At 60.3% G+C, this 26,261-nt stretch carries 24 protein-coding genes, 1 tRNA gene and 1 riboswitch; of the genes, 14 read left to right on the plus strand and 11 right to left on the minus strand.

Annotated elements, in window-relative coordinates; translation table 11 throughout:
- Positions 1 to 50: 50 nt before the first annotated feature.
- The 4 genes from L2D14_16390 (at position 51) to L2D14_16405 (ending at position 4,034) form a co-directional block, all read left to right on the plus strand.
- The gene (locus L2D14_16390; protein ID WNJ99436.1) at positions 51 to 1,211 is read left to right on the plus strand and encodes an aminotransferase class V-fold PLP-dependent enzyme; all 1,161 of its coding nucleotides are present in this window, start codon (positions 51 to 53) and stop codon (positions 1,209 to 1,211) included.
- A 192-nt stretch (positions 1,212 to 1,403) separates the two neighbouring features.
- Positions 1,404 to 1,491, plus strand: a riboswitch (cyclic di-GMP riboswitch).
- 18 nt (positions 1,492 to 1,509) lie between these two features.
- Positions 1,510 to 1,965, plus strand: coding sequence for a hypothetical protein (locus L2D14_16395; GenBank protein WNJ99437.1), 456 nt, complete (start codon positions 1,510 to 1,512; stop codon positions 1,963 to 1,965).
- A gap of 129 nt (positions 1,966 to 2,094) precedes the next feature.
- On the plus strand, positions 2,095 to 3,120 hold the full coding sequence (locus tag L2D14_16400; protein WNJ99438.1) for an NAD(P)-dependent alcohol dehydrogenase: 1,026 nt from the start codon (positions 2,095 to 2,097) through the stop codon (positions 3,118 to 3,120).
- 5 nt (positions 3,121 to 3,125) lie between these two features.
- The gene (locus L2D14_16405) at positions 3,126 to 4,034 is read left to right on the plus strand and encodes a DMT family transporter (protein ID WNJ99439.1); all 909 of its coding nucleotides are present in this window, start codon (positions 3,126 to 3,128) and stop codon (positions 4,032 to 4,034) included.
- Here L2D14_16405 and L2D14_16410 read toward each other — a convergent pair.
- The 3 genes from L2D14_16410 to L2D14_16420 form a co-directional block, all read right to left on the minus strand.
- Positions 4,031 to 5,410 carry an ATP-binding protein gene (locus L2D14_16410; protein ID WNJ99440.1) on the minus strand — a complete coding sequence of 460 codons (1,380 nt, stop codon included), beginning with the start codon at positions 5,408 to 5,410 and terminating at the stop codon, positions 4,031 to 4,033. The genes L2D14_16405 and L2D14_16410 overlap by 4 nt on opposite strands.
- Positions 5,397 to 6,071: a response regulator transcription factor gene (locus L2D14_16415; GenBank protein ID WNJ99441.1), complete on the minus strand. Its 675-nt coding sequence runs from the start codon at positions 6,069 to 6,071 to the stop codon at positions 5,397 to 5,399. The genes L2D14_16410 and L2D14_16415 overlap by 14 nt, the downstream gene beginning before the upstream one ends.
- A 210-nt stretch (positions 6,072 to 6,281) precedes the next feature.
- Positions 6,282 to 7,829, minus strand: a complete 1,548-nt coding sequence (locus L2D14_16420; GenBank protein WNJ99442.1) for a Do family serine endopeptidase — start codon at positions 7,827 to 7,829, stop codon at positions 6,282 to 6,284.
- Between the two features lie 111 nt (positions 7,830 to 7,940).
- Between L2D14_16420 and L2D14_16425 the strand changes: the two genes are divergently transcribed.
- The 3 genes from L2D14_16425 (at position 7,941) to L2D14_16435 (ending at position 10,994) form a co-directional block, all read left to right on the plus strand.
- Entirely contained in the window at positions 7,941 to 9,680 is a 1,740-nt protein-coding gene (locus tag L2D14_16425; GenBank protein ID WNJ99443.1) for a PAS domain-containing protein, read from the plus strand.
- Between the two features lie 106 nt (positions 9,681 to 9,786).
- On the plus strand, positions 9,787 to 10,575 hold the full coding sequence (locus tag L2D14_16430; GenBank protein ID WNJ99444.1) for a DUF6134 family protein: 789 nt from the start codon (positions 9,787 to 9,789) through the stop codon (positions 10,573 to 10,575).
- Complete coding sequence (locus tag L2D14_16435; GenBank protein WNJ99445.1) at positions 10,572 to 10,994, plus strand: nuclear transport factor 2 family protein; 423 nt, start codon at positions 10,572 to 10,574, stop codon at positions 10,992 to 10,994. The genes L2D14_16430 and L2D14_16435 overlap by 4 nt, the downstream gene beginning before the upstream one ends.
- Here the strand turns inward: L2D14_16435 and L2D14_16440 are convergent, their stop codons facing one another.
- The 3 genes from L2D14_16440 to L2D14_16450 form a co-directional block, all read right to left on the minus strand.
- A complete protein-coding gene (locus L2D14_16440; GenBank protein ID WNJ99446.1) occupies positions 10,995 to 11,609 on the minus strand; it encodes a response regulator in 615 nt (204 codons plus the stop codon).
- Entirely contained in the window at positions 11,606 to 13,030 is a 1,425-nt protein-coding gene (locus L2D14_16445) for an ATP-binding protein (protein WNJ99447.1), read from the minus strand. Before L2D14_16445 ends, L2D14_16440 begins: the two co-directional genes overlap by 4 nt.
- A gap of 346 nt (positions 13,031 to 13,376) precedes the next feature.
- Positions 13,377 to 13,451, minus strand: a tRNA-Val gene (locus L2D14_16450).
- 334 nt (positions 13,452 to 13,785) lie between these two features.
- On the opposite strand from L2D14_16450, the gene L2D14_16455 reads away from it, so the two are divergent.
- From L2D14_16455 to L2D14_16470, 4 genes are all read left to right on the plus strand, one after another.
- Positions 13,786 to 14,340, plus strand: a complete 555-nt coding sequence (locus L2D14_16455) for a hypothetical protein (protein ID WNJ99448.1) — start codon at positions 13,786 to 13,788, stop codon at positions 14,338 to 14,340.
- Between the two features lie 170 nt (positions 14,341 to 14,510).
- Positions 14,511 to 15,422, plus strand: coding sequence for an N-formylglutamate amidohydrolase (locus tag L2D14_16460; protein WNJ99449.1), 912 nt, complete (start codon positions 14,511 to 14,513; stop codon positions 15,420 to 15,422).
- 11 nt (positions 15,423 to 15,433) lie between these two features.
- A complete protein-coding gene (locus tag L2D14_16465) occupies positions 15,434 to 15,967 on the plus strand; it encodes an N-acetyltransferase family protein (protein ID WNJ99450.1) in 534 nt (177 codons plus the stop codon).
- Positions 15,968 to 16,431: 464 nt separating this feature from the next.
- On the plus strand, positions 16,432 to 17,430 hold the full coding sequence (locus L2D14_16470; protein ID WNJ99451.1) for a hypothetical protein: 999 nt from the start codon (positions 16,432 to 16,434) through the stop codon (positions 17,428 to 17,430).
- A gap of 160 nt (positions 17,431 to 17,590) precedes the next feature.
- Here L2D14_16470 and L2D14_16475 read toward each other — a convergent pair whose 3' ends face one another.
- On the minus strand, positions 17,591 to 18,757 hold the full coding sequence (locus L2D14_16475) for an acyl-CoA dehydrogenase family protein (protein WNJ99452.1): 1,167 nt from the start codon (positions 18,755 to 18,757) through the stop codon (positions 17,591 to 17,593).
- Positions 18,758 to 18,838: 81 nt separating this feature from the next.
- Between L2D14_16475 and L2D14_16480 the strand changes: the two genes are divergently transcribed.
- Entirely contained in the window at positions 18,839 to 19,447 is a 609-nt protein-coding gene (locus tag L2D14_16480; GenBank protein WNJ99453.1) for a glutathione S-transferase family protein, read from the plus strand.
- Between the two features lie 47 nt (positions 19,448 to 19,494).
- Here the strand turns inward: L2D14_16480 and L2D14_16485 are convergent, their stop codons facing one another.
- The 4 genes from L2D14_16485 to dgcN form a co-directional block, all read right to left on the minus strand.
- Entirely contained in the window at positions 19,495 to 20,256 is a 762-nt protein-coding gene (locus tag L2D14_16485) for an ABC transporter permease (protein ID WNJ99454.1), read from the minus strand.
- Positions 20,253 to 21,194, minus strand: coding sequence for an ABC transporter ATP-binding protein (locus L2D14_16490; GenBank protein WNJ99455.1), 942 nt, complete (start codon positions 21,192 to 21,194; stop codon positions 20,253 to 20,255). Before L2D14_16490 ends, L2D14_16485 begins: the two co-directional genes overlap by 4 nt.
- Positions 21,195 to 21,390: 196 nt before the next feature.
- Entirely contained in the window at positions 21,391 to 22,374 is a 984-nt protein-coding gene (gene dgcA, locus L2D14_16495; protein ID WNJ99456.1) for an N-acetyl-D-Glu racemase DgcA, read from the minus strand.
- A 2-nt stretch (positions 22,375 to 22,376) separates the two neighbouring features.
- Positions 22,377 to 23,375, minus strand: coding sequence for an N-acetyltransferase DgcN (gene dgcN, locus L2D14_16500; protein WNJ99457.1), 999 nt, complete (start codon positions 23,373 to 23,375; stop codon positions 22,377 to 22,379).
- Positions 23,376 to 23,476: 101 nt separating this feature from the next.
- Here dgcN and L2D14_16505 point away from each other — a divergent pair, with 101 nt between their 5' ends.
- Complete coding sequence (locus L2D14_16505) at positions 23,477 to 24,220, plus strand: fumarylacetoacetate hydrolase family protein (protein WNJ99458.1); 744 nt, start codon at positions 23,477 to 23,479, stop codon at positions 24,218 to 24,220.
- A gap of 92 nt (positions 24,221 to 24,312) precedes the next feature.
- Positions 24,313 to 26,232 carry an LTA synthase family protein gene (locus L2D14_16510; protein WNJ99459.1) on the plus strand — a complete coding sequence of 640 codons (1,920 nt, stop codon included), beginning with the start codon at positions 24,313 to 24,315 and terminating at the stop codon, positions 26,230 to 26,232.
- Positions 26,233 to 26,261 lie beyond the last annotated feature (29 nt).

The raw sequence follows: 26,261 nt of genomic DNA on the forward strand, positions 1-26,261 counted from the left end.
AGGGACAGGCACGGACTCGACAGCCCCCCCGAACCTGCATAACGTGACGCATGGACACAGCATCCCCGCCTCTCGGCAGCCAACGCCACCTGTTCGACATCGAAGATGGCGTCGTGTTTCTCAATGCCGCGTCGAAATCGGCATTGCTGAAAGCCTCGCTCGAGGCCGGACGCATCGGAGTCGGCGCCAAGGGCCGGCCATGGGCCATCGACGAGCCGGCCCGTTATGTTCAGGCCGACGATATTCGCGAACGCTTCGCCAGCCTGATCGGCGCCACGGGCGACGACATCGCCATTCATCCCGCCGCCAGTTACGGCATTACCACGGCGGCGAAGAACCTGAAACCCCGGGCCGGGTCGCGGATTCTGGTGATCGAGGGACAGTTTCCCTCAAACGTCTATGCCTGGCAGCGTCTGGCCGCGGCCTCGGGCGCCGACCTCGTGACGGTGCCCTGGCCAGAAGACGGCGACTGGACAGCCGCCGTGCTCGCTCAGATAGACACCGACGTTGCCATCGCCGCGCTGCCGCCATGTCACTGGACCGACGGGTCGCTGCTCGATCTTTCGCGGATCGGCCCGGCGCTGAAGGATGCCGGTGCGGTGTTCGTCGTCGATGCCACGCAGTGGGTCGGCGCATTGCCGATCGATGTCAACGAAATCCATGCCGACTATCTGGTGTGTGCCGCCTACAAATGGCTGCTCGGTCCTTATGGCCTGTCGTTCATGTACGCCGCCCCCAAACACCAGGACGGCCTGCCGCTCGAAGATCACCTGTTCAACCACGGCGGTGTCGACAGCATCACCGGCGGGCTCGGTTATCCGCAAGGTTTCACCAAGGGGGCGCGGCGCTACGATGCCGGCGAATACCTGAGCCTGATCACCCTGCCGATGATACAGGTCGCCCTGAAACAGCTTCAGGACTGGCGGCCGGAACGGATTTCCGCCGCGCTGGCGCCGCTCACGGCACGCATCGCCGAGGGCGCGGCTTCGCTGGGGCTGCGCATCGCACCGGCCGAATTCCGCACGCCGCATATTCTCGGGCTGCGCCTGGACGGCGGTTTTCCGGCCGATATTCTGGCCCGCCTTGAAGCCGAAAAGGTTTACGTCAGTTCCCGTGGCGGCGCGATCCGGGTCAGTCCGCACCTGTGCAACGACTTGGCCGACGCGGATGCTTTCGTGGCGCGAATCGGTAAGGTGCTGCACAACACCTAGATCGGCCGCCCTTTACGCTTATTTAACCCTGTTTTCTAATTCCACATACTTCGAATGGCCATTTTTATTAGTTTTATCAATATGTTAAATGATCGAGAATTATTCTCATAATGTGATATGGCGCACAGCCAAACGACCGGGGAAATACTATAAATGGTGTCATCAAGGTTCGGGATGGCATATATCCCCGGGACCACGAACAGGCAAACCGCCGGCGACGGCGGGGCGCAAAGCCACCGGCCTCAAAAACAAAAAGAAATGAGGCAGCGGAGCTACCGAAGGGAAAGGGAATTTGAAAATGTGGATATCCGACATCATCTCATCGAAGCGCTGGTTCATCATAAGCCTTCTCATCACGCTCATGATCCCGGGCGCGGTCCTGGCGACACTCAGCTTTTATGCCGAGGACATGACGCAGGAAGAAGCGCTGGAGGTCGCCGCCGTCGCGGTCAAGAATTACATCGACGAGAACCCGCCCCGTCAGGGCTGGCAGGCGACCAACATCTACATCAACGAGGACATGAACCTGATGGTCGACGTTCATGTGCCCCGGTTCGATCATGCCGAAGTCATCCGCACCCGATCGGAGCGGATTCGCTATTCGTACCTGAAACTGGCCTGTCCGCCGGCAGACGCCTGGGTTTATGAATGGCTGCACGGCCGTGACCGCATCTGGATCAACCTGCACCACCACGGCAAGTCCCTGATGCAGGCCCCGTGCCCGAGCAACAACAAGAACAGCTTCTTTTCCTGACCGCCTGTCAAAAGAGGCCCGAGACTGAAAAGGTCCGCTGAACCGTAGCGGGCCTTTTTCGTGCGCGTCCGGCATTGCCTAAGGACCGGGAGACGGGCTTATATGTCGACCTGACAGAAAGGACGGCACATGCGCGCAATGGTATTCAAGACCCCGGACGGCCCCGATGCCCTGACGGCGATCGACAAACCGATGCCCGAGCCCGGCCCCGGCGAGGTACTGGTCAGGATCGGCGCGGCGTCGATCAATTACCGTGATCTGCTGATCGCCAAGGGCGGCTACCGCTCGCGCCAGAAACAGGCCGATCTGGTGCCGCTGTCGGACGGCGCCGGCACGGTCGAAGCCGTCGGCGCGGGCGTGCATGAATTCAAACCAGGCGACCGTGTCACAGCTTGCTTTTTCCTCGACTGGCCGACCGGCACCGCAACCGAACACGCCATGGAAAGCGACAGCGGCCGTGCTGTCGACGGCATGCTGCAGGAATACCGGGTGATCCCGGTTTCCGGTCTGGTGCACACGCCCGCCCACCTGAGCGACGCCGAAGCGGCAAGCCTGACCTGCGCCGGGTTGACGGCATGGTCGGCCATCGTGCGGCTGGGCCGGGCCGAGCCGGGCGACGCCATCCTGACACAGGGTACCGGCGGGGTGTCGCTGTTCGCGCTGCAATTTGCCAAAATGAACGGTTGCCGGGTGTGCGTCACCTCGTCATCGGACGCCAAGCTGGAACGCGCCCGGACCCTCGGCGCCGATCACGGCATCAATTACGCCACGACCCCCGAATGGGGGCCCGCGGGCAAGGAATGGGCCGGCGGTGACGGCGTCGACAACGTGATCGAACTGGGCGGCACCCAGACCATGAAACAATCGCTGATCGCCGTCCGTCCGGGCGGCACGTTGAGCCTGATCGGGGTGCTTTCCGGCGCCACCACGGGCAATGTCCTGCTGCCGTTCATCGTCAGCCGCGATGTGCGCCTGCAGGGCGTCACCGTCGGCCCCAGGGACGCCATGCAGCAAATGTGCAAGGCGATCGAGGCGGACGGCATGAAACCGGTCATCGACAAGGTTTTCGCCTTCGAAGATGCCGCCGAAGCTTACCGCTACCTGCAATCGGGCGCGCATTTCGGCAAGGTCTGCATTTCCGTTTCGCAAAGCTGAGCCGCGTGGACGCACCGGCCCCCTTCGTCCAGCGCCAGTTACGCGGCGCGCTTTTCATGCTGGCCGCCGCGGCGCTGCTCGCGGCCACGTCGATGCTGGCGAAATTGCTCGGCAACGACCTGTACGGTCCCGCCCTGCATCCGCTGCAGGTGTCTGCCGGGCGTTTCGCGTTCGCCTTCGCGGCGTTGCTGATCGTCGCGCCGTTCATGAAATTGCGTCTCGACAGGACAACGCCGTATCGCTGGCATTTCCTGCGCTCGACCCTGGGCTGGCTCGGCGTCAGCTGCACCTTTGCCGCGGCGGCGCGGATGCCCCTCGCGGAAGCCACCGCGATCAGCTTTCTGAGTCCGATCTGCACGATGATCTTCGCGATCCCGTTTCTCGGCGAGAAGGTCGGGCCGGTGCGCTGGTCGGCGGCCGCCATCTCGATGCTCGGCGCGCTGATCCTGATCCGCCCCGGCACCGATGCCTTTCAGGTCATCGCCCTGGTGGCGCTGGCGTCGGCGGTGCTGCTCGGCCTCGAGATGGTGGTGATCAAGCGCCTTTCGGGCGCAGAACCGGCGATCCGTATCCTGTTCATCAACAATGCCTTCGGGGCCACCATATCGATCACGGCGGCAACCTTCGTCTGGGTCCCGCCGAGCCCCGATCAATGGCTTTTGCTGATCGCGCTCGGCCTGATCATGGTGAGCGCGCAATCGTGTTTCATTCAGGCCATGAAATCGGCGGACGCCAGCTTCGCCGTGCCGTTTTTCTATATGACACTGGTTTTCGCCGCAGCTTACGATTTCGGCCTTTTCGGCGTGATCCCGGAAATGCTGAGCTGGATCGGTGCCGCCGTGATCATCGCCGGTGCATTGTTCCTGGCTTATCGGGAACGCCAGCTCGCCATGCGCCGGAATGTTTGCGGCTAACGCCCGTTGGGCTTCGGAAAATCGATGCGGACGGTCAAGCCGGGGGCATTGTCGCCCAGGCTCAGCGTCGCCTGATGCAGCTTTGCGACGGCGGCGACCAGCGACAGGCCGAGACCACTGCCCGGTGTCGAGCGACTGCCTTCCAGCCGCACGAAGCGGTCCAGCACGCGGTCGTGTTCGGCAGGCGGAATGCCGGGGCCGCTGTCGCTGACGGAAACGAACGGCTGGTCGCCTTCAACCCCCGCCTCGATACAAACCCTGCCGCCCTTCGGTGTGTACTTGAGGGCATTGTCGAGCAGATTGACGACCGCCTGCGAGATCAGGTTCGGGTTGCCCCGCACGCCAAGCCCGTCGGCGATATGCGCTTCCAATATCAGGTCGGCTTCTTCCGCCGCCGGTTCGTACAGTTCCACCACATCGCCGAGCCGTGTCGTGAGGTCGACCCATTCCAGCTTCGAGCGGTCGAGACCGGATTCCGCCTCGCCGATCAGCAATAACGCGTTGAAGGTTTTCAGAAGCTCGTCGGTTTCCGCCATGGTTTCGCTCAACGCATCGCGGTAGACCTGATTGTCCTGATCCGACATCAATGTCACTTCAAGGCGCGTCCGCAACCGGTTCAGCGGCGAACGCAGGTCGTGTGCAATGTTGTCGGTGACCTGGCGGAGGCCGGTCATCAGCGCCTCGATGCGATCCAGCATGTCGTTCAGATTGCGCGCCAGACGGTCCAGTTCGTCGTCGGTACCGCTCAGCGGCACGCGTCTGGACATATCGCCGTCCATGATCTCGCCGGCCGTCTTGTTGACGCTGTCGACACGGCTCAGCCAATGCCGGGCCATCAGAAGCCCGCCGCCCAGACCGAGCACCAGCGCCAGCGCACCGATCCAGATCATCGAATGGCGCATGCGCTGTTCGAGCCGCACCTGGTCCTGCACGTCATAGCCGACCAGCAGGTGAAATCCGCCCGGCAGCACCAGATGACGCGCATGCGCGCGGTGCTCGACGACGGCGCTGCCGATCGGGCGCTGATAATCGAAATCCAGCCATTCGCCGGGTTGCGTATTGGCCGGCCAGGAATTCAGGTTGCCGGCGATCGGGCGCCGGTTCGGATCGGTCAGCAAATACAGACTGAGCCGCTGCCCCTGGGAGCGTTCCTGAATGACCTCGGTCAGTCCGAACAGCCCGGCCTGGCGGTAATGCTCGGCAAGGCCGGTGATTTCGGCCTCGATGGTTTCCTCGGTCTGCTCGGCGACGAATACCGCCGTGTTCCAGTACAGAAACGCGAACAGCATGGTCACGGAAACGATGGAAAGGACCGCATAACCGAGCGCCATGCGAAACCATGACGTGCGGATCAGGCGCGCGTTAATCAGGCGCATGCAACCTGTATCCGGCGCCGCGCACCGTTTCCAGCAGGGGCTGGTCGAATCCCTTGTCGATCTTGCCGCGCAGGCGGCTGATATGCACATCGATGACGTTGGTCTGCGGATCGAAATGATAATCCCAGACGTTTTCCAGAAGCATCGAGCGGGTCACCACACGCCCGGCGTTCCTGAGCAGGTATTCGAGCAGTTTGAATTCCCGGGGCTGCAGATCGATCTTCGTGTCTGCACGCACCACTTCGCGGGCAATCAGATCCATTTCCAGATCGCCGCACACCAGTTTGGTCTGCGTTTCGGGCGCCCCCTTGCGCCGGCCCAGTGCTTCGACACGGGCCAGCAGTTCCGCCATGGCGAACGGTTTGACCAGATAATCGTCACCGCCCGCGCGCAGACCGGCAACCCGGTCATCGACCTTGCCGAGCGCGCTGAGAAACAGCACAGGCGTCGCAACACCCTGGGCACGGAGCTGTTCGACCATCTGGATGCCGTCGAGTTTCGGCATCATGCGATCGACGATCATCACCTCGTGCGCCTCGTTTGCGATCGCCAGCGCATCCTCGCCATTGCCGGCGACGTCGACCACGTGGCCCGCCTCGCCCAGCGCCTTGGCGATAAACGTTGCCGCATCCTTATCGTCTTCGACTACCAGTATCCGCATCGAATTTTCCTGTTCTTCCTTAAACATTTAGGCCGATTGACGCCGCAGCGCCAAGCTTGAAAGCAAAATAATGGCCCCGGGCACGATAAAAAAAGAGATGAGCGGCGCCGGCAAACCTGACCGGACGCCGCCCATCTTCGGGGGAGGAGAAACTACGGGGCCGACTGAACGGGGGGAATTCAGCCGGCCCCCAGGGGAGAGGCCGCCTCTTCAAGCGGCCCCTACGGGGAGAGCGACAAAGCGTTGTTCGGTGCCGCGTTTGACCAGGGCGAGAACGGATTTCCGGCCGTCCTTGCGCGCCTGATCGAGACGCTCGGCAAGCTCGCCGGGCGAGGCGATATCCCGGCCGCCGGCCTTGGTCACCACGTCACCGCGGCGAAGGCCTTTTTCTTCCGCCGGGCTGCCCGGCTTGACCTCGACCACGACCACGCCCTTGGTGTTTTCCGGCATGCCCAGCTCACGGGCGATATCCGGATTCAACTCCTGCAGCGCGAGGCCGACCTGATCGGTGGACGTTTCGGACGGCGTCGCGGATGCGATTTTCTTGCTCGCCGGCTGCGTGCCGATTTTCACATCCAGGCTCTTTGAGGAGCCGTCGCGCCAGACCGTGACGTCGCTTACCTTGCCGGGATCGATATCGGCGATCAGACGCGGCAGTTCTTTCAGTTCCTTGATGGTCCGGCCATCGACGGCAAGGATCACGTCGCCTACCTTCATGCCCGCCTTGCTGGCCGGGCTGTCGGCGTTCACATCGGCGACCAGGACACCCTCGGTGGATTTCAGACCCAGTCCCTCGGCGATATCATCGCTGAGCGACTGAATGCTGACACCGAGCCAGCCGCGTTCGACCGTGCCGTTGGTCTTGAGTTCGGCAACCACCTTCGCGGCGATTTCAGACGGGATTGCGAAACCGATCCCGACGTTGCCGCCGTTGGGCGAGAAGATCGCCGAATTGACGCCGACCACGTTGCCGCTGACATCGAAGGCCGGGCCGCCCGAGTTGCCGCGGTTGATCGGCGCATCGATCTGCAGGAAATCGTCATACGGTCCGGCGCCGATGGTCCGGCCGCGTGCCGATACGATGCCGACGTTGACCGAATGGCCAAGGCCGAACGGGTTGCCGACGGTCAGCACCCAGTCGCCGACGCGCACGTCATTCGACTTGCCGAAATTCACATACGGCACCGGTTTGTCGGAATCGATCTTGAGCAATGCCAGGTCGGTCTTGTCGTCGAGACCGATCAGCCGCGCCTTGGCCGACGTGCCGTCCTTGAAGGTCACGGTAATCTCGTCGGCGTTATGAACCACGTGCTCGTTGGTGACGATATGGCCTTCGGCGTCGATCACGAAGCCGGAACCGGCACCGATACGTTTTTCACCCTGCCCGCGTCCGTCGGGCGCGCCGAAGCGCTTTGCGCCGGGTTGATCGGGCATGTTGAAATAACGCTCGAAAAATTCACGCATGTTCGCGGGTGCGTCCTGCATCTGCGTCATCACCGGACTGGCATGCGACGTCACCTGAATATTGACCACCGCCGGCGAAACCCGTTCGACGATGTCTGCGAAGCTGGCCGGCAATACGCTGTCGGTCTTTCCCAACTGAACAGGGCTTGGGGGCGTTTTTGCCTGCAACGGCACCGAGAATGCGCTTGCGACCATAACCGCCGCACCCAGCGCCACGACCGCGACAATGCGCTTCTTGTAGCGGCGGCGCGGGTGTAATGCCGGTCCTTTTTGCTTATTCTTATATGCCAACATGTTCTGTCTTCCTTGCATCTGGTTCGTGGATTTCTTCACCACACATCGAGAAAATAGCGAGGCCGACATTACGAGGGTATTTCCAGAGCATTAATTCTCGTTCATGTTCCCATGATGCAGGAACTGGAAGGCGTACTCGGCGCCACAACAATCGTCGTTCTGTCCGCGCTCGGGCTGCAGTTCTGGACCCTTGTCCGGTCCGCGAGGCATCTCGAGGACAAGGTTTCACTGACTTTGTTTGCGGCATCGGCGGCGCTGGCGGCCCGGGGCATTGCCGCGCTCTCAGGCGTACTCGCGGTCGAAATGATGGGCGATATCCTGATTCTGGCGGTCTCGGCGGCGCTGCTGGCTGTAAGTTATCTGCATAAATCCGCCATCGTCGATCTGGACTATTTGGCCCGCACCCTGATGGACAGGTCACCCAATCCGATCATGATCAAATGTGCCGACGGCACCTATGAATACATCAACCCCGCCTTCGAGACGGCATTCGAGGTCTCGCACGCCGATGTCATCGGACGCAAAGCCGAAGAGATCTGGGACGACCAACTGAGCAATGCCGCGATTGAAGCAGATCAGCGTGTGATCGAAACGCGTGCGCCGTCGATCCACAAGGTCCAGTTCCAGACGTCCGATGCTCAGGTCAAGGACTGGCTGGTCTCGAAATTCGCGATGCCGATGCCCAGCGGCTTGCTGTGCATTGCCACCGTCTATACGGATTTCTCGGAACATGTCGAACTTGAAAAACGGCTGGCGGAGAGTGAAACGCGCATTCAGACGCTGCTCGATAACTCGCCGGCGCCGATTTATTTCAAGGATCAGAACTTACGCTTCATCATGGCCAACCGCCGTTATCTGGAAGTCTACGGCGTCACCCTCGAACAGATACGCGGCAAGACATCCCTCGAAGTGTTCGACGATAGCTGGGGCCCGGCATTCATTGCCCATGACCGGGAAATCCTCGAGAAACGCCGGCTGATCATGCACGAGGAGAGTATCAATAAAGCCACATTCCTGACCGCCAAGTTCCCGATCATCAACAATAGCGGCGAGTTGATCGGTGTCGGCGGCATCGAAACCGATATCACGGACCGCGTTGCCGTGGAGCGGGCATACCGCAAGGCCCGCGACGAGGCGGAAATGGCGAACCGGTCGAAATCCGCGTTCCTCGCCAACATGTCGCATGAATTACGCACGCCGTTGAATTCGATCATCGGCTTCTCGGACAGCCTGCTGGCCGGCACGCTGGGCAACGTCGAGAACCCGTTGCATCGTGAATATCTCGAGATCATCCGCACCGGCGGCGAGCATCTTCTGCAGTTGATCAACGATATTCTGGATCTGTCGAGAATCGAGGCCGGCAAGCTGAAACTCGAGGAACAGCCGACCGACCTGCATGTCGTGTTCAGCGACTCGATCCGCCTGACCGCCGAACACGCGGGAGCCGAGGGCATCTTCATCGACAACCGCATTCCCGACGATCTGCCCCTGCTAATGGCGGACGAGCGGCAATTGCGTCAGGTGCTGATCAATCTGCTGTCCAACGCGATCAAGTTCACCGATCCCGGTGGCAAGATTACGGCGACGGCCAGACGCATGGAAGGCGGCGGTCTGGAAATCAGGATCGCCGACACGGGCGTCGGCATCGACCCGGAAAATCTGAAACTGGTCCAACAGCCGTTCGTTCAGGTCGCCGATGCCCTGACCCGTAAACACAAGGGCTCAGGCCTCGGTCTGGCCATCGTGCAGTCGATCGTCACATTGCATGGCGGCACCTTCACCCTTGAAAGCACGGTGGGCAAGGGGACGGCGGCAATCATCGCCCTGCCGCCCGAACGCGTTCTGCCATAACCTTTCCGCAACACCCGGGTGCGCGCCGTGACGATTTCGTCGCTGCAGCAATCCGAACCGCATAAGCGCACGTATCAGGGGCATGCAAACACGCAGCCGGCATATCATGACATTCGCGGTCCCTGTTGCGGCGGTCTTGATGACTGTGCCGGCACTGCCGGGACATGCCAGCATCAATCAGCCCTGGCAAGACGCCCCGGCGCGCGCAACCGTCCCGTTTGACCCCATCGAAGCATATGGCGAAGAGATCATCTTCGATGTTTACCGCAAGGGCGAACGGATCGGCAGCCACACCGTCCAGTTCGTGCAAGATGACGCCTTGTTAACCGTGACCAGCCTGTTCGACATTTCCATCCGCCTCCTCGGCCTTTCTCTATATGCCTACAGCTACACCTCACGTGGTTCGTGGCGTCACGGTGAACTTGTCGCGATTGAAGCAGAAACCAATGATGACGGCACTGTAAGCCGTGTGGTCGCCGGGCTGCGCGATGATGCGCCCGGCGAAAGCATGCTGAGCGTATCCGGGCCGGACAGTCAGTCCCAGGTTCCTGCCGGTATATATCCGACTACGCATTGGAATCCGGGCGTGATCGGCGCCACGAAAATCCTGAATACGATCACCGGTCATGCAAACACCGTCTCTATGTCGGATCTTGGTGTCGAGGTTGTTGAAACCGGTGGGGCACAACGCCGGGCCCGGCATTACGCTTACCGGGGGGAGCTTGAAAACCACGTATGGTACGATAGCAAAGGACGCTGGGTAAAAATGCGCTTCCCGGGGAAAGATGGTATCGACATAGAATACAGATGCCGTAAATGCGGCGCAGATATACCGCCGCATCATTCCGAAACGAACGCCGGACACCGGCAAACTCAGGGGCAGGCTTCGCGATGACAGCGGGATTTGACACATACTGCGATTATCTGCAGCGCATGGATGGCACGAACGTCGGCGAGTTGACGGACCACGTGTCGCCCGGCGTGCATTTCAAGGACCCGTTCAACGATGTGCACGGCGCCGGCGCCATGCGCGCCGTCTTCATCGACATGTTCGAACATCTGCACGATCCGGACTTCACCATTCACCACCGCATGAACGACGGCGACATCTGCGTCATTGTCTGGACCCTGTCCGGGCGCCTGATGAACCGAGACTGGTCGGTGGACGGTGCCAGCCAGCTCCGCTTCGACCAGCAGGGCATGCTCAGCGAACACATCGATCACTGGGACGCGGCATCCGGATTGTACGAAAAAATCCCCGCCGTCGGCTGGTTCATACGATACCTGCGAAAACGGCTTGAGGTCGCCCGCTGATCAGCCAGGGCCGTGCAACATGATATGCTTCTTGATGAGGTCCGCCAGATTGCGGGCTTTCATTTTTTCCATGACCTTGGCGCGGTGCACTTCGACGGTCCGCTGCGAGATATTCAGATCATAGGCAATCTGCTTGTTCATCGCGCCATTGACGACGAGCCGGTAAACGTCGATTTCGCGCGGGGTCAGCGATTTGTAAGCTGCCGTTGCCTGCGCTTCTTCCTCGGCCTCCAGGGCCTGCGCCTTGCGTTGTTCCAGCGCGCGGTTGACGCTTTCAAGAAGGGCCTGGTTGTTGATCGGCTTTTCGTGAAAATCGAAAGCCCCCTGTTTCATGGCCTGAATAGCCATCGGCACATCGCCGTGCGCGGTCGCCAGAATAACCGGCACACGAATGCCGTCTTCATTGAGTTTTTCAAGCAGCTGCAGACCGCTCATCCGAGGCATCCGGACATCGAGAATCAGGCACCCGGCCGGTTCCGGGTCGAAATTTTCAAGGAATTCGATGGCGCTGACGTGGCTTTCCCAGGGCAGGTCGACGGAGTCCATAAGGTCCTGAAACAACTCCATATTGGCCTTATTGTCTTCGACAATGTGAACGATAAATTCTGTATTCATAAAAGCTTGCCCAACCGTTGGTCCAGCACCTCGTTCACGGCACCGAGAAATTCATTCACCTTGAACGGTTTGGCAAAAAATTTGTCGATCCCGGCCTTTTCGCAGCGCTCCTGGGTGGTTTCCTGAACATCGCCGGTCAACACGAAGATCGGAATGTTCCTGATCGATGCGACATTGCGGATATAGCGGGTTGCGTCGATACCGTTCATGCCGCTCAGGTTCAAATCCATGATAATCAGATCGGGAAGCTGATCCAACGCCATGGCGATACCCTCTTCGGCCGTCGGCGCGGTCAAAACCTGAACGTCGGTATATTCGCTCAGCATGTCTTCCATCAAAAGCACGTTGGAAGCGATATCCTCGATATACAAGACCAGCCCCTGCGGTCGTTTGCCCAGATTGACCGGCGTCATTTCAAGCTGGGCATCGGCTTCAGCCGGTTTTTCCGTGATCGGCAGGTCGAACCAGAAGCGCGATCCCTCACCTTCCCTGCTTTCGAAATCCAACACCCCTTCCATGGCGTGAACAAGCAGCCGTGTCAGCACCAGCCCAACGCCACTGCCTTCAATATCGGTTTCTTCGCGACCGAGGCGGGAAAACGGCCGAAACAGTTCATGGTGTTTGTTTTCAGGGATGCCGAGACCACTGTCGCCGACCGTGATCCGCAGCCATTGATCCTTGAAAACCCGAGCGTCGATCCAGACCTTGCCGTCCGGCTTGTTGTACTTGCAGGCATTGCTCAGTAAATTGATCAGACACTGCTTGATGCGCAGGAAATCGCCCAACGCACCGGGCATATCGAACCCGGGGTCGATGCGGTTTTCGAAGGTCACGCCGCCTGTGCCGATCAGCGGCGAAATCATCTGCAGGCTTTCGGTGATCACCACCTCCATGTCGACGGCTTCGATATTGAGATCCAGATTGCCGTTTTCGATTTTCGACAGATCGAGGACATTGTTGATCAGCCCGAGCAGATGCCGGCCGCCGCGCAGAATATGGCGGACCTGTTTTCCCTGCCGCTCGCTCAGGACTTCTTTCTTGCTGTCCAGCAGCAGTTGCGAAAAACCGATGATCGAGTTCAGCGGCGTCCTCAGTTCGTGGCTCATCTCGGCCAGGAATTTGCTTTTCGCCGTGCTGTTCAATTCGGCTGTAATTCTGGCGTGTTCAAGCTCGGCGGTGCGCTGCTGGATCAGCATGTCCAGATCGCGGTTGGCATCTTCCAGCCGGACGACGGAACTGCGCGCATTGCCGAGGACATTGTTGATCTGTGCTGCCAGCAACCGGATCGCGGGGTCGTCCGTCTGCGGGTCGACACGCATGAGGCGCCCGTCAAGCTGCGTCTGCCGCAACTGCTCGGCAAGGTCCTCGATCCCGGCGCTCAGGCTGCCAGTCACATTATCCATGTCGGCAACGTCGCTCATTGGCGCGTATCCCTGCGAAGGCTTGCACACACGGCGCCACGCCGGCACCGCAAGACGAATATTCTAGCAAGGATTGCCGCAACAACAACTTATGGGTGATGCAGGGGCTTTATACGCCGGCTCCGCGCCCGCGCGCTTATGCGCGCAAAATTGAATACCCGCGCTTATGCGCGCTCACATCCATATTTGTCGTGCCCACAAGAAAACAAAAACCCAGGCTTTTGGCCTCATACAATGACATTGGGTTTTTCATGGTGGGCACGCCCGCGCGCTTATGCGCGCTCTCATCCATATTTGTCGTGCCCACAAGAAAACAAAAACCCAGGCTTTTGGCCTGGGTTTTTCATGGTGGGCACGACTGGGATTGAACCAGTGACCCCCTCGATGTCAACGAGGTGCTCTCCCGCTGAGCTACGCGCCCTTCAAACCGCTCTAAAACAACGATTTTTCGGAATGTATGCCGCGAAGGCACACTTCGGGCACACGTTGTACTGAAATGCCTCCGGGAAAACAAGCCGTTAGATTTGAAAAGTGGCCTGTCACCATCCCCGTCAAGTGGGAACGCACGGGATTGGCACACATCGTATCACGCAGGCATCTTATATCGGCACAACTTATACGCCATTCTTGAAATCGGCCCTTCTTGGAACGTAAGATTGATCTTCATACACGTTAACCCGTTTCGGTTGCGAACGGTGTATTATGCTTACGTCCATGGCTCTTTCTTTTAAGGGTTTGAAAACAAGGAGGGTTCAATGCTTAAAAAAACTGTCTGCGTCGGTTTGCTCACGGCAACTTTAGCCGCTTGCCAAACCACGGGCGGCTATGAACCGGTATCGGATAAGCTTGCGTCACTGTCCGTTGCCTTGGCCGATCAGGCCTGGACCGGCGGACAAATTCCGGATGGACAGCAGTGCAAGAAATTCGGCGGTAACGGCGCAACGCCGGCGTTGACGGTTTCCGGTATTCCCGCCGGCGCGAATGCAATCATCGTCGAATTCAATGACGAGTCATATACCCCCCTGAGCACGAACGGCGGTCATGGCAAGATCGGCTTTTGGATAAAAGGCGGCAGCACCGCTCAGCTTCCCTCGGTGCCGGGCGCCACCGATACGCTGACGGGCAATGCTTTTGTCGAAGCAAGAAACCGTGCGACGGGTTCCTACACATCTGCCGGATATCTGCCGCCGTGTTCGGGCGGCAGAGGCAACACCTACTCGGCGGATGTTAAGGCTGTCTATAAAGCCAAAGCCGAAGGTGAGAAATCCAAGCTTCTGGCAAAGGGCTATATCGTCATCGGTAAATATTAAAGCCGGGGCCAGTGTCACCTCTGCGCGACGGTGGAAAGAAAATCATCCGATCTTGCCAGTCCGCGGCGAGGGCGGTTTAATTGTCGGCGATTCCGTCCCGGGCATTTCGCGCCTTGCTGTACCGGGGACGTTCTTGGACCAAATAACCAGCAGAGCGGACGGCCCCACGCATGAGCGGTGACGACATACAGCCCAGCCATTTCGACGACGCGCTGACGCCCGGTTTCGACATCCAGCGCCCGGATGTGCTGGGATCGCCGGTGATCTTCGCCTCGCCGCATTCCGGCCGGCGCTATCCCGTGGATTTCCTCAAGGCGTCCCGGCTCGACAACCGGGCGATCCGCCGCTCCGAAGACGCCTTCGTCGACGAGCTGTTCGCCGCCGCCCCCGAATTCGGCGCGCCGCTGTTGCGCGCACACTTCCCGCGCGCCTATGTCGACGTCAACCGCGAGCCGTACGAGCTCGACCCCGGCATGTTCAACGCCGCATTGCCGGGTTGGGTCAACACCACCTCGCCCCGGGTCGGCGCCGGGCTCGGCACGGTCGCCAAGATTGTCGCCGGGGGCGCCGAGATCTATGACCGCAGGCTCGATTTCGAGGACGCGGTGCAGCGCATCGAGACCCACTACAAGCCCTATCACGCGGCCCTGCAGGGGCTGATCGACGAGGCGCTGGACGCGTTCGGGCGCTGCCTGATCGTCGATTGCCATTCGATGCCGTCGATGGCGCTGCCCAGCGCCAACACCAGCTTCGGCAACCCCGACATCGTGCTCGGCGACTGTCACGGTTCGTCATGCGTGCGTGAAATCACCCACATCGCCGAACAGACGCTGCGCGATCTGGGCCTCAGCGTACAGCGCAACAAGCCCTATGCCGGCGGCTTCACGACGCGCCATTACGCCCGCCATCACGCCGGCGTGCAGACCCTGCAGATCGAAATCAACCGCGCGCTTTACATGGATGAAGTGCATATCCGCCGGACTGCCGGTTTCGACCGTCTGGCCGAACGCATGCGGCTTTTGATCGCGCGCCTCAGCGATCTGGCGAGCGATGTCCTGGCGCCGCCGCTGGCCGCCGAATAACGGCCCCGGCCATGCAGCCCCCGCTTATTCGCCCGCGCACCGATGCCGACATGGCGCAGATCACCGCGATCTACACGCATCATGTCCTGCACGGCGCATCGAGCTGGGAACTGACGCCCCCGGATGAAATCGAAATGATCAGGCGCGCGCACGCCATCGAAGACGCCGGATATCCGTATCTGGTCGCCGAACGTGACGGCGTGGTCGCCGGATATGCCTATGCAAGCGCCTACCGGCCCCGCCCGGCGTACCGTAATACCGTCGAGTTATCGATCTATATCGACGACACGCAGCGCCGCGCCGGCATCGGCAGCGCCCTCATGACAACCCTGATCGACACCTGCACCGACATGGGATTCCGCCAGATGATCGCCATCATCGGCGATTCGCAGAACCGCCAATCCATCGATTTCCACGAGAAAATGGGTTTCGTTCACGTCGGCAAGGTTCACGAGATCGGCTACAAGTTCGGCCGCTGGATGGATCAGATCATCATGCAGCGCCCGCTCGGCGCGGGTGCCTCAACGCCGCCGGACAGGCCCTGAACGGCGCCTGAGATCCCCCTGGACACCTGTCCGCCCCGTATTCGGCAATAATCCGTACTAAGTGCGCCTTCAGGGCCCGCAGAAGATCATCTATACCGCAGCGCAAAAAAGGGCCGTGCCTACGGCACGGCCCGAGTATTTGGGAGGAAACATCCAAGTTTGCAGCAGCTTACCGACAATATGAAATCACCAGTTCGTTGCTGCAATGCACAAATTAAAGGCTTTTCTCGCAGATGCAAACAAAAAAGTCATTTTTTTTAAATCTGCATATTCATCCCGTACCGATGTGACGTTTTTGCCACGCAATTTCTACCTAGCGCGCCGCTCTTTGCCGGTGTTATTTCCGCCCGCCTTCACCCGCACGTTAATAGTTCCTTGATTTTATTGCGCGATTCTTGGTTAACGCGGCGATGCGCACTTGGCATCGCTCTTGCTTCGTTCGGGGTGGGTTAAGGAGCGGGACAGTGAGATTCAACAACGAAACACGGCCCTGGCTGATTTTGTTCAGCGCCACCGTCGGCGCCGCCATCATGATCCTGGTCACGGCATCGGTCGCTTTGTCGGACACCAACCTGTCGGCGAACGCCGAAGAGCGGGCATTCGCCGTCTGCGAGCGCGCCACGACCCGCTGGGAGCGGATTTCCGAGGTGCCGGACAGGCTCCTGCAGGCCATTTCACTGGCCGAATCGGGCCGCTGGTCGAAGACCCGTAAGCGCGTCCGGGCCTGGCCGTGGACCGTCACATCGGGCGGGCCCGGCAATTATTTCGCAAGCAAGGCCGAAGCGATGGCCGAGGTGCGGCGCCTGCAGGCCGCCGGTGTCGAAAACATCGACGTCGGCTGCATGCAGGTGAACCTGCATTTCCACGGTCACAACTTCAACAATGCCGCCGAGGCCATGGACCCGGATATCAACGTCGCCTATGCGGCGCAATTCCTGACGGCGCTGCGCGACAGTGCCGAAAACTGGGGCGAAGCCGCCGGCTATTATCATTCCAGAACCCCGGAACGCACCGATTACTACCGCGGCAAGGTCGAGAAATTCTGGGCCGAGCTGACCGATGGCCGGTCCGCCGAGACCAGCGTCGCCGCCCGCAGCCCCCGCAGCGAACCCGCCCCGGCGCCCGATGTTTACAGAATTACCCCCATCGACCGCAGCCGTACGGCGGCGCTGAACGCGCGTTTCACAAAGCTCAAAACGGCGGCACGCAAGCTGCGCGACGACCTCGACCCGGAACTGCGGCGCCAGAAGCAGCTTGAAGCCTGGCGCACCGCGCGCGGACGTGCCGAGCAGCTCCAGCATCTGCTGGCGGTCCGCAAGGCGGAACTGGAGGACAAACGCAAACGGGAACTGGAAAGCGCCTTCAAAAGAGACCGCGCGTCCAGGTTCTCGGAAAACCGCCGCCGCCAGCTCGCCGAATGGCGTGAACGGGTCACATCGGGCGTCCTGCCGATCCCGAATTAACGCAGCACCGTCATCCCGGGCACGACTTTCGTCCGATCAATGATCGGCAAGGAAAGTCAGCGACCCGGGACCTATTCCTACGATGGGCACCGGTATGTCCATGGGTCCCGGCTCTCCCCCGGATCTTGACCGGGGTTCGGCCGGGATGACGGGTGGGGGACTAGAAAGACCGGGGCATGCCGAGCACGTGTTCGGCTATATACGACAGGATCAGGTTGGCCGAGATCGGCGCCGTGCGGTACAGCCGTGTTTCGCGGAACTTCCGCTCGATATCGTATTCCTCGGCAAAGGCGAAACCGCCGTATGTCTGCATGCAGGTATCCGCCGCGTGCCACGATGCGTCGGCGGCTAAAAGCTTGGCCATGTTGGCCTCGGCGCCGCACGCCTCGCCGGCATCGAACAGATCGGCGGCCTTGGCCGACATCAGCGCGGCGGCTTCGGTGTTCGCGTAGGCCTGCGCGATCGGAAACTGGATGCCCTGGTTCTGGCCGATCGGCCGGTCGAACACGACCCGCTCTTTCGCATAGGTGCTGGCCTTTTCGATGAACCAGCGCGCATCGCCGATGCATTCATGTGCGATCAGGATGCGTTCCGCGTTCATGCCGTCGAGGATATAACGGAACCCCTTGCCTTCCTCGCCGATCAGGCTGTCTGCGGGAATACGCATGTCGTCGAAGAACACTTCGGTCGAGTTGTGGTTGAGCATGGCGCGGATCGGCTTGATCGTCAGCCCCTTGCCCAGAACTTCGCGCATATCGACAAGAAAGATCGACAGCCCGTCGTGCGGCTTCTTGCCTTCGTCGCGGGGCTGCGTGCGCGCCAACAACAGCATCAGATCGGAATGCTCGGCGCGCGACGTCCAGACCTTCTGGCCGTTGACGATAAAGTCGTCACCGTCGCGGACGGCGGTGGTGCGGATGCGCGACGTGTCGGTGCCGCTGGTCGGTTCCGTCACGCCGAATGCCTGCAGACGCAACGCGCCAGACGCGATGTCCGGCAGATAGGTCTGTTTCTGCTCTTCCGAACCGTGCCGCAGCAGCGCACCCATGATGTACATCTGCGCGTGGCACGCGGCGCCGTTGCCGCCCGAGCGGTGCACGGTTTCCAGTATCGCGGCGGCTTCGCGGATGCCGAGGCCCGAACCGCCGTATTGCTCGGGGATCAGGCAGCCCAGATAACCGGCATCGGTCAGCGCTTGGACGAACGCCGTCGGATAGCCCCGTTCGCGGTCCAGTTCACGCCAGTATTCGCCGGGAAAATCCGCGCACAGCTTTTCGACACTGTCACGGATCGCTTGTAATTCGTCGTTCAAGTCCTGATCTTTCATGCAACCGGTTTACACCACGCGTCCCCTCATGGAAACTGGGGACAACGCATTCGATAGCGACACGATAACGAGGAAACATCCATGCTGAAACTCTATGATGTGCCGGTTTCCGGCAATTGCCACAAAGTCCGCCTGATGCTGTCCATTTTGGGCATCGATTACGAAAAAGTCCCGGTCAATCTGATGGAGGCCGAGCAGAAAACGCCCGAATACCTTGCCATCAACCCCGTCGGCAAGGTGCCCGCCATCGACGACGACGGCACCGTGATCTGGGACTCACAGGCGATTCTCGTCTATCTCGCCAGCAAATACGGTTCGACCGACTGGTATCCAGATGACGCCGAGCAACGCGGCCAGGTGCAGCAATGGCTGTCCCTCGCCGCCAACGAAATGTTCAACGGCCCGGCCATTGCCCGCGCCATCGTGATCTTCAACCGCGAAGGCGATCAGGAAAAAGTGCGCAAGGCCGGCGAAGCGACGCTGGCCATCCTCAACGGCTGGCTGGAAAACCACGACTGGCTGGCGTGCGGCCGCCCGACCATCGCCGATATCGCCGTCTATCCGTATGCCGCCATGGCCTGGGAAGGTCACGTCGACATGTCGGCCTATCCGGCCATGAACGCATGGATCGAGCGGGTCGAGGCACTGCCCGGCTACGTCGGCATGAAGAATATGCCAAGACCGGCGTAACAAACGTCGTCATTCCCGCCTGCGCGGGGGTGACGACTTAAGCTGCTTTAGTCCTTCAACCGATATCCGGTTTTGAAGATCCACGCGATCAGCGCCAGACAGATACCGAGGAACACCACCGACATGGCGACGCTGGCAAGAATGCTGACGTCGCCTTTGTCATAAAAGGCCCAGCGGAAACCGCTGATCAGGTAGACGACCGGATTCAAGAGGCTGATTTTCTGCCAGATCGGCGGCAGCATATCGATGGAATAGAAGGTGCCGCCCAGGAACGTCAGCGGCGTGATGACCAGAAGCGGCACGATCTGCAGCTTCTCGAACCCATCCGCCCAGATACCGATGATGAACCCCAAAAGCGAGAACGTGACCGAGGTCAGCAAAAGAAAGCCCAGCATGGCGAACGGGTGGGCGACCTGCAGCGGCACGAAGAAGCCCGCCGTCGCCAGAATGATCAGGCCGAGGATCACCGATTTCGTCGCCGCCGCGCCGGCGTAGCCGATGACGATTTCCAGATACGACACCGGTGCCGAGAGAATTTCATAGATGGTGCCGGAAAAGCGCGGGAAATAAATCCCGAACGACGCGTTCGACACGCTTTGCGTCAGCAACGACAGCATGATCAGGCCCGGCACAATGAACGAGCCGTAACTGACGCCGTCGACCTCGGTGATGCGCGACCCGATGGCGGCGCCGAAGACGACGAAATACAGGCACGTTGAAATTACCGGCGAGACGATACTTTGCATCAGCGTGCGGGCCGTGCGCGCCATTTCGAAGCGATAGATTGCGAGGATGCCGCGGACATTCATGCGCCGTCCTCCGCTTTTTCTTCGTGTACCAGATTGACGAAGATATCTTCGAGCGAGCGTTCCTGCGTCGCGATGTCGGAAAAACGGATTTCGGCATCGCCAAGATCGCTCAGCAGACCGGTGATCCCGGTGCGTCCCTTCGCCGTATCGTAGGTATAGACCAGCGTTTCGCCGTCGCCCGACAGGGCAAGGCCATACTTTGTCAGCGCCGCCGGAATTTTATCCAGTTTCGATTGCAGATGAATGGTGAGCTGCTTCTCGCCGAGCTTGCGCATCAGCGTGTCTTTCTGTTCGACCAGAATGATCTCGCCCTTACGGATGACGCCGACGCGGTCTGCCATCATCTCCGCTTCCTCGATATAGTGCGTGGTCAGGATGATGGTGACGCCGCTTTGCTGCAGCCCGCGCACCACGTTCCACATGTCCTTGCGCAATTCCACATCGACGCCCGCCGTCGGTTCGTCGAGAAACAGGATCGACGGTTCGTGCGACAGCGCCTTGGCGATCAGCACGCGGCGTTTCATGCCGCCCGACAGCGTCATGATGCGGCTGTCTTTCTTGTCCCACAGCGAAAGCTGCTTGAGGATTTTTTCAATGTGCGCCGGGTCCTTGGGCTTGCCGAACAGCCCGCGCGAAAAGCTGACGGTCGCCCAAACGGTTTCGAACGCATCGGTGGTCAGTTCCTGCGGCACGAGACCGATGCGCGACCTGGTCTCACGGAAATCCGCATCGATATCGAAGCCATCGACCGTGACGGATCCTTCTGTCGCGTTGACGATACCGCAGACGATGCTGATCAGCGTCGTCTTGCCGGCGCCGTTGGGCCCCAACAGGGCGAAGATCTCGCCACGATTTATGTCGAGATTGATGTCCTTGAGCGCCCGAAAGCCGCCCTCGTAGGACTTCTGGAGATTCTTGATCTGGATGACCGGTTGCATGAGGGGTTAATTAATCCCTCAAACCGTGGATGGAAAGCCCTTGGATAGAAAACACCATTAATTCGTCATCCCCGCGAATGCGGGGACCCATCAGCGTTCAGTTGCCTGACGTTTCCATGGGTCCCGGATCGCAAGCCTTGCCGCCGAAATCCAAAGGATTTCGGGCGCGGCTACCGTCCGGGATGACGACGTGAGGTTAGCCCCAAAGCTCGGGTTTCGGCGGATGGATCATGCCGCCGGTGAAGTCGAGGCCGGGTGTGCGGTCTTGCTTCAGCAACAGCGGCCCGTCGAGATCGACGATTTTCGCCCCCTGCGCGACCAGCACCGCCGGGGCCATGGCCAGCGACGTGCCGACCATGCAGCCGACCATGATGCCGAAGCCCATGCTTTCGGCCCGGGCCTTGAGCGTCAGCGCCTCGGTCAGGCCGCCGGTCTTGTCGAGCTTGATGTTGACCATGTCGTACTTGCCCTTGAGACCTTCGAGGTCCGCCGAGGTATGCAGCGCTTCGTCGGCGCACAGCGCGACCGGGCTATCGATCCCGCGCAGACCCTCGTCATCGCCGGCGGGCACCGGCTGTTCCAGCATTTCGACACCGATCCGTTTCAGGTATTCGCCCTTGGCGGCAACGATCTCGGCGCTCCAGCCTTCGTTCGGGTCGACGATCAGCCGCGCCGCCGGCGCCGACGCCTTGATCGCATCGAGGCGGGCTTCGATGTCGTTGGCGTCCATCTTGATCTTGAGCAACGGCGCATGCGACAGCTCCGCCGCCCGTGCACCCATCTCGCCGGGCGTGCCGATGCCGATGGTCTCCGCCGTGATTTCCGGCCGCAACGCACCCAGTCCGCACAAATCCGCGACCGAGGCATGCGCTTCCTTGGCGCGCAGATCCCACAGCGCACAATCAACGGCGTTGCGTGCCGCCCCGGCGGCCATCAACTCCTGCAGGGTCGCGGGCTGGATATCGCCCTCGACGGCGCGGCGCACGGCTTCAATCTCGGCGACGACGCTTTCGGTGGTTTCGTTGTAGCGCGGATAGGGCACGCATTCGGCCCAGCCGCGCGTCCCGTTCTCGACGATCTCGACGACGACCACGTCGGCCGCCGTCTTGACGCCGCGCGAGATGGCAAACGGACGCGCCAGCGGCCAGCTTTGCACCGTTACGGTGAGTTCACGCGCCATGATCAGTCGAGCGTATCGACGATTTTGGCAACACCCGTGCGCACCGCATCGACGGTCGGCAGACCGAGACTGTCCTCGGTATCCTTCATCAGTTTTTCCGCCGCTGCGTCATCCAGACTTTTGGTATTGATCGAAATCCCCACCACCTTGGCGTCGGGATTGACGTTACGGGCCGCCCACAACCCGGCGTCGATGACTTCCTGGAAGCTCGGCAACCCCTTGTCGCCGAGCCCGCGCGCCGTCTTGCGGGCCGCATCGTGACAAATCACCAGTGCGTCCGGCTGCGAGCCGTGGATCAGGCCCAGCGTCACGCCCGCATAGGACGTGTGATACAGCGAGCCCTGCCCCTCGACCACGTGCCAGTGATCCGCGTCGGCGTCGGGCGACAGCCACTCGGCGGCCCCGGAAATAAAGTCGGCGATCACCGCATCGACGGAAACCCCGTCGCCGCCGATGAAGATGCCGGTCTGCCCGGTGGCGGCGAAGGTCGCCTTTCTCCCCCGGTTTTCCAGCTCACGCCAGATCGCCAGCGACGTGTACATCTTACCGACCGATACATCCGTGCCGATGGTCAGCAGCCGCTTGCCGGTCCGCTTCTTGCCGCTGGCAACGTCGAAGTCGCGCGTCGGGTGACGCACATCGGTCAATGTACGGCCATGCTTTTCGGCGGCTTCGGCGATTTTCGGATTGCTTGCCAGCTTGCGGTGCAGACCGCTCGCCACGTCCATGCCGTTTTCGATGCACTGTACGATCGGGTCGACCCAATTGTCGGGAATGATGCCGCCGCGGTTGGCGATACCGACGATCAACGTGCCGCAACCGGCCTGGGCGGCATCGGCGGGTGTCATCTCAGGCAACCCCAGATCGGCCTTGCATCCGTCGAGCCGAAGCTGGCCGACGCACCATTCCGGTCGCCAGTCCTTGACGCCGATGGCGGTTTTGGCGGCCAGTTCATCCGGCGCGTCCCCCAGGAACATTAAATACGGTGTGCGAAATGCCATGCCTCGTCCTCTCCTCTACGCGATTGCTGTTTCGGCGCAGTGTGTCGGATTGCCCCTGCCCCGTCCAGAGTCCAGTCTGCGAGCATTGTTGGTATCAATGCATGAACGACATTGACCCGGCGGTGAAATACGGAGATAAAAAGCTCATGGTAAATGTCATCAAAATTCCCGAACCCGTCACCATTCCGGTCGCCGGTTCGGACGATTCGTTTCCCGTCCACCGCATCTTCTGCGTGGGCCGGAACTACGCCGAACACGCCCGTGAAATGGGTCACGACCCGGACCGCGAGCCGCCGTTCTTTTTTGAAAAACACACCAGCTCTTTGCTGTTCGCGCCGATGCCGGACGGGGCCGAATTCCCCTATCCGCAGCAGACATCGGACGTACATCACGAAGTCGAGCTTATCGTCGGCCTGGCCAAGGGCGGCAACGACATATCCGTCGAGCATGCCTTCGATCATGTCTGGGGTTATGCGGTCGGCATCGATATGACACGCCGCGACCTGCAGGGCGTTGCCAAGAAAATGGGCCGCCCCTGGGAAGTCGGCAAATCGTTCGACAATTCGGCACCCATCGGCATGTTCCATTCGATCGCCGAAGCCGGCCATATGAGCGAGGGGCATATCCGTCTCGACGTCAACGGCGAACGCCGTCAGGACGGCAACATGGATGCGATGATCTGGAAAATCCCCGAGACGATCAGCTATCTTTCCGGCCTGTTCACGCTGCAGCCGGGCGATCTGATCATGACCGGCACCCCCGCCGGCGTCGGCCCGGTTCAAAAAGGCGATGTCCTTGAAGGCCATATCGAAGGGCTGAGCAGCATCAAGATCACCGTCACCTGATTTAAGTCCGGCCGCGCGGCTTCCGCCCCGGGCCGGTAATATTTCAGCCACGCCGGTTTCCAGAAACGGCGCACCGACAAGGAACTGCATACGTGAACAATCATCACAGAGACCGATCGCGTCTTGGTGTCCTTGTCCCGATTTCGATTACGTATCTTGCCATAACCTTCCTCATACGACTCAGCCTGCTGGTTTTCGAAGGCAACTGGGCGCTGTTCTCGCCCCTGCCGCTGGCACGGATCTTTTCCATCGGCCTGCTGTACGATGTCGCCGCGCTGTCGTGGATTCTGATCCCCTTCGTCATCAATGCGCTTGTCTGGCCGGATCGTCCGTGGGGCCGCAAGGCGCATACCAGTGTGGCAATCTTCCTGGTCATGACGGGGGCCGTTATTTTCGGCGCCAACACGATCGGCGAATTTCTTTTCTGGAACGAGTTTTCCGCACGCTACAATTTCATCGCCGTCGACTACCTGATTTATACCCGTGAAGTCACCGGCAATATTGCCCAATCATATCCGATGGTCTGGCTGGTGCTGGCCTGTGCCGGGATTATCCTGGTCATGATGTTTGTGACCCTGCCGTATGTCTGGCGGCGCGCGCGGGGTGCGGCGCCCGCTCTGAAACGGCGCGCGATCATCGCCGTCGGTTATGTATTTCTGTTGTGCGGCGTCTTTTTCGGCGTCAATGAAACCCCGCACACCTGGATGCACGGGGCGGCCGAGAAGGAACTGGCAAGCAACGGTCACTATGCGCTTTTCCGCGCCTTCCGGAACAACGATCTCGACTATGAAAAGTTTTACGCAACGCTCCCCGAAGACGCGGCATTCGCAACGCTGCGCCGGCAGTTGAAGAATACCGGCCTGACGCCCGATGAAACCGCGCAAAACAACGGCTTTGCCCATGTGGTCGAGCAGACAGGGACGCCGAGCGGTAAAAACATCGTCATGGTGACGATTGAAAGCCTTGGCGCCGACTATGTCGAAGCATTTGGCGGGGCCAAGGGGATAACGCCTTATCTGAGCGCATTGGCCGATGAAAGCCTGATCTTCAGTAATTTCTTTGCAACCGGTCTCAGGACCGTGCGCGGGCTGGAAGCCGTCACGCTGTCGATGCCGCCGACCCCCGGCCGTGCGGTGCCGATCCGCAAAAACAACAAAGGCCTCATGTCGCTGGGATCGGTGCTCGAAGAGAACGGCTATGAAAACCTCTACATTTATGGCGGTTACAGCTATTTCGACAACATGAAGGATTTCTTCGGCGGCAACGGTTACGAGGTTCTGGATCGCACCGACATCGACGACAAGGACATCCATCACGAGACCATATGGGGAGTCGCCGACGAGGATCTGTTCACGCTGGCACTCAACACGCTCGATGAAAGAACCAAGGCGAGCCGCCCGGTTTTTGCCCATATCATGACGACCAGCAACCACCGGCCCTATACCTATCCGGAAAACCGGATCGATGTCCCGTCAGGCAGCGGGCGTGGCGGTGCCGCCAAATATACAGACTGGGCAATCGGGAATTTCCTCGAACAGGCCAAAACCAAGCCCTGGTTCAAGGATACGATCTTCGTGATCCTCGCGGATCACACCAGCCACGGACGCGGTCGCACCGACCTGCCGCCGGAGCATTATCAAATCCCATTATGGATCTATGCTCCTGGAATGATTGCGCCAGGAAATATCAAGCAGTTGTCTTCGCAAATCGATGTGCCGCCAACTATTCTGGGTCTGCTCAATATCGGCTACACGTCATCGTTCTTCGGCCAGGACATTCTCAGGGAAGGGCAGCAGAATGAACGCGCTTTCATGGCCAATTACCTGACCGTCGGTTATATGAAAGACGGTATGATTGTCGAACTTGCACCGCAGGGACGTGTCAAAACCGTCCGCGCCAATGACGGCCGCCTTGTCGACGCCGACGACCCGGCGGTAAAGCAGATTGTCAAAGAAGCGATCAGCTACTATCAGACCGCTTCGCATGAGATTAAACGGCTGACGCGCCCCTGATCAGGTCCGGTGTTTCCCGTTTCGACCGA

It is taken from the genome of Thalassospiraceae bacterium LMO-JJ14, assembly GCA_021555105.2.
GTDB lineage: Bacteria > Pseudomonadota > Alphaproteobacteria > Rhodospirillales > Casp-alpha2 > UBA4479.